At 48.4% G+C, this 3,699-nt stretch carries 2 protein-coding genes; both read right to left on the reverse strand.

What is annotated here, in order from left to right; translation table 11 throughout:
- Positions 1–147: 147 nt before the first annotated feature.
- Entirely contained in the window at positions 148–1,458 is a 1,311-nt protein-coding gene (locus tag ABLU50_RS16025) for a DUF2254 domain-containing protein (RefSeq protein WP_049014621.1), read from the reverse strand.
- 62 nt (positions 1,459–1,520) lie between these two features.
- Positions 1,521–3,518, reverse strand: a complete 1,998-nt coding sequence (gene betT, locus ABLU50_RS16030; protein WP_049014622.1) for a choline BCCT transporter BetT — start codon at positions 3,516–3,518, stop codon at positions 1,521–1,523.
- Between the last annotated feature and the right edge of the window lie 181 nt (positions 3,519–3,699).

Below are 3,699 nucleotides of genomic sequence, written 5' to 3' on the forward strand. Positions count from 1 at the left end.
ATATGAAGAAAAACCAACCGACATTACTAACTGAAGGTTGTATCTAACTCTGGGGCAGGTCAACCCTTGATTAAGGATAGCGTTGCATCGACCCGTTGAACTCACAGCACAAAGCAGACGCCCATTCTCACGCGAATGCTTTGCCCTTTACTTGCCAACAACCGAATCGCTTGCTCCGCAACTATGGTTTTTATTAGAATCTTCGCCACTAAATAAATTATAATAAATTGATTTTATTAGATATCTGTCAGAGTCTGTATGGTCAGCACGTGTTGCATGCTCTAATGTTTCAAATGCTAAATTATGCGCGGCCTCAGAAAATATCCCAGGCCAACCCTTACTCAGCATAGACAGTCCTTTAAGGACTCTTATCTGAATCTCCCTCATACTGGCACCATCGCGCGCGACAGGTGAGAAAAAGTCTTCCAGTAGATCGTTATTCTGAAGTGGTGCAACATGAACTGAAGGATATTTCACTTCTACTTCATCAGATTTATTCTGCGCGTAAGTGGAAAGTATACGAACACCTCTGCCAATGACATCAATGGCGGTCCCAGGATCGTTCACTGCGGGGGAAAGGGCCCGGCAGGCTATTTCTGCCATGACGCTAAGACAAAATCGGGGATCCTGAGCAAATGAACGTACATCCGAGACAATAATCGTCTCAAGTAAATCGGCGCTGATTGATGACTCCTGGCCCTGACTCAGGTACAAAACGGGCATGGATGGATGTATGAAACTGCCTGGCTGCGCCACAAGGTATACATGACGGGGATCATTGGTCAGCAGCTTGCTAAGTTTCACCATATCAATATATTCAACATAGCCAATCTTCTTCGGATAAACTGCAACCGTTCCTTTCGGCTGTTCATTGTTCTCAAGCCATGGATATCCGCCGAGACAGGGATTTCTTGCTCTCGCAATAAATGTTTCGATGGCCGCCTGTTCTACTTTTGCCGTTGTCTCACCTACCCTCCCCAGAGAGGTCAAATGCTGTATCCAGCGAAGCAATGTGATGAGGATTAAGGCAACGACAACCAGTGTGACAATGAATAAAATGACTCTCCCCCTTTCTCCATAAGCTCCCATACTGAGGGCTATAATCCCTACCAGACTGAAGAGAAAAGAACCGATGAAGGTGGCCAGTACATTTTGTGTGGTTACGTCTTCAACAACTAAACGCGTAGCTCTGGGAGTCACATTAGTAGTGGCTGAACCGTAGGCTGTGACCATGATACTCAGCGAAAAAGTGGTCACTGCCAGCATACTCGATGCCAGTATGTTCAGAATGTTATCGACTGCTTCCGCACCAACCTTCACGGAAACCGACTCAGGTATCATTGATTTAAAAAGAATTGATAAAAGGGCCGTTATGATCGCGACAATGGCGAATAACGTTGCCCTGAACCATAGCTTTTTAAATGTCTGCTTCAGAATCCATTTCCAGCGTGAAATCATTCTGCATTCCTCATATTGCGGCCGGGATAAATAATTGCCGCCCCCAGGACGGCATGTTGCTATTAACGAACCAGGTGCAGGAAGTGCAGATGTTTTTCGTACTGGTCCAGTATGTCATTAATCAGCTGTTCCTGGTTCCAGCCCATCACATCATAATTTTGACCGCCTTCTTTGAGATAAACCTCAGCGCGATAATATCTATGTTGTTCAGTCAGCTGCTCATTATTATCCATCGCGGCGAGCGCGAAGGTCGGTGAGCTATACCCGCGAAGCCTCACTTCATATATAAAATTCAGCTCGTTACCCAAATCGACTTCAAGACGAATACGATCGTCGACTGCATCACTGATGTGGCTTATCGTCCCCTGCTTGTTCAGCTCTTCCTGAACCAGCGTCATGGCGGGCTGGATGACGTCGTCCATAAAACGTTTCACAAGAGATCGCTTCGGCAGATAGGCGATATTGCGTAACCTTCTCTGCCAGGGAATTGGGTTACGTGCAGCCGTAGGAGCAATTGTCGCCATGCTCAGGCTTTCACGCTTGGTCAAATCCCGGCGCAAAGCTTTTAAAAGTCCGTATATGGATATCAGTAAGATCACTGAGAAGGGCAATGCACTCGCTATTGTCACTGTTTGCAGCGCACTTAGCCCTCCGGCAAGGAGAAGCGCAATTGCGACAATGCCCATTAGCGAGGCCCAAAATATTCGCTGCCAGACGGGTGTGTTTGCCACTCCACCTGATGCCAGAGTATCAACAACCATTGCCCCCGAATCAGCAGACGTGACAAAGAAGACGATGACCATCGCCATTGCGATGAATGACAGCACGGAAGAGAACGGGAAATGTTCCAGGAAATTAAACAGGGCCAGCGCCACATCCTGCTGAACAGTATTGGCGAGGTCTGTGGCCCCCTGGTTCATAATGAGATAGATCGCGCTGTTACCAAACACCGTCATCCACATGAGCGTAAAACCCGCGGGAACAAACAGCACGCCGGTGACAAACTCGCGAATGGTTCGCCCGCGGGAGACCCGGGCGATGAACATCCCCACAAACGGCGACCATGAAAGCCACCATCCCCAGTACAGTAATGTCCAGCCCCCCAGCCAGTTGCTCGACTTAGGCTCATACGCGTAAAGGTTGAACGTTTTACTCACCAGTTCCGAAAGATAACCGCCCGTATTTTCCACAAATGACTTCAGCAGAAGCACGGTTGGTCCCAGGCACAGGACCAGCGCCAGGAGCAACAACGCCAGACCCAGATTGAGCTCAGACAGGATACGTATTCCCTTATCCAGGCCGGACACCACTGAAATCGTCGCTAACCCCGTGATGACCACGATCAGAATAACCTGCACCGTTTCATTGATGGGCACCCCGAAAAGATGGTTCAAACCGGCATTCACCTGCAAAACACCGTAACCCAGCGATGTCGCGACGCCAAAGACCGTGCCGATAACAGCGAAAATATCAACCGCATGGCCTACAGGCCCGTATATGCGATCGCCAATAATGGGATAGAGTGCGGAGCGCAGAGTTAAAGGCAGACCGTGACGGTAACTGAAGAACGCCAGGATCAGCGCCACAATGGCATAAATTGCCCATGCGTGCAGTCCCCAGTGGAAGAAGGTCAGACGCATTGCTTCCTTGGCTGCCACAACGGTTTCTGGCGTGCCAACGGGTGGCGAAAGATAATGCATTACAGGTTCGGCAACGCCAAAGAACATCAGGCCGATCCCCATCCCTGCCGAAAAAAGCATCGCAAACCAGGAGTGGTAGCTGAAATCAGGCTGCGCATGGTCCGGTCCCAGCTTGATATCACCGTAGCGTGAGAGTCCAAGGAACGTGACACTTAGTAAAATCAGGGCCACAGCAAGGATGTAGAACCAGCTGGCATTCGTGAAGATTTGTTGCTGTAGTAGTTTAAAATTTTTGTCGGCGACATCCGGGAATACCGCGGCAAAGGCGACAAGAAGGAAAATCAGCAAAGCAGATGTAAAGAATACCGCTTTGTTAATCTGGCTTGTAGACTTCTTCGGGATTGTATCATTATCACTCATAATCATTTATTCCATTAATTAAAGCCGCACTGGATAGAAGGCACTACCTCTAACAGAGTAGCAAAGTTCAACTGGCTATGAGGCGTTAATGGGGTCAGTTTGGATATCGAAAATTATTGTACGTTGGGCTCATTTTTTGACCATCAATGATGAGCCAATATCTGCCGAAATTTAACAGAAC

The organism is Klebsiella sp. GG_Kp173, assembly GCF_040062415.1.
Classification (GTDB): domain Bacteria; phylum Pseudomonadota; class Gammaproteobacteria; order Enterobacterales; family Enterobacteriaceae; genus Klebsiella; species Klebsiella quasipneumoniae.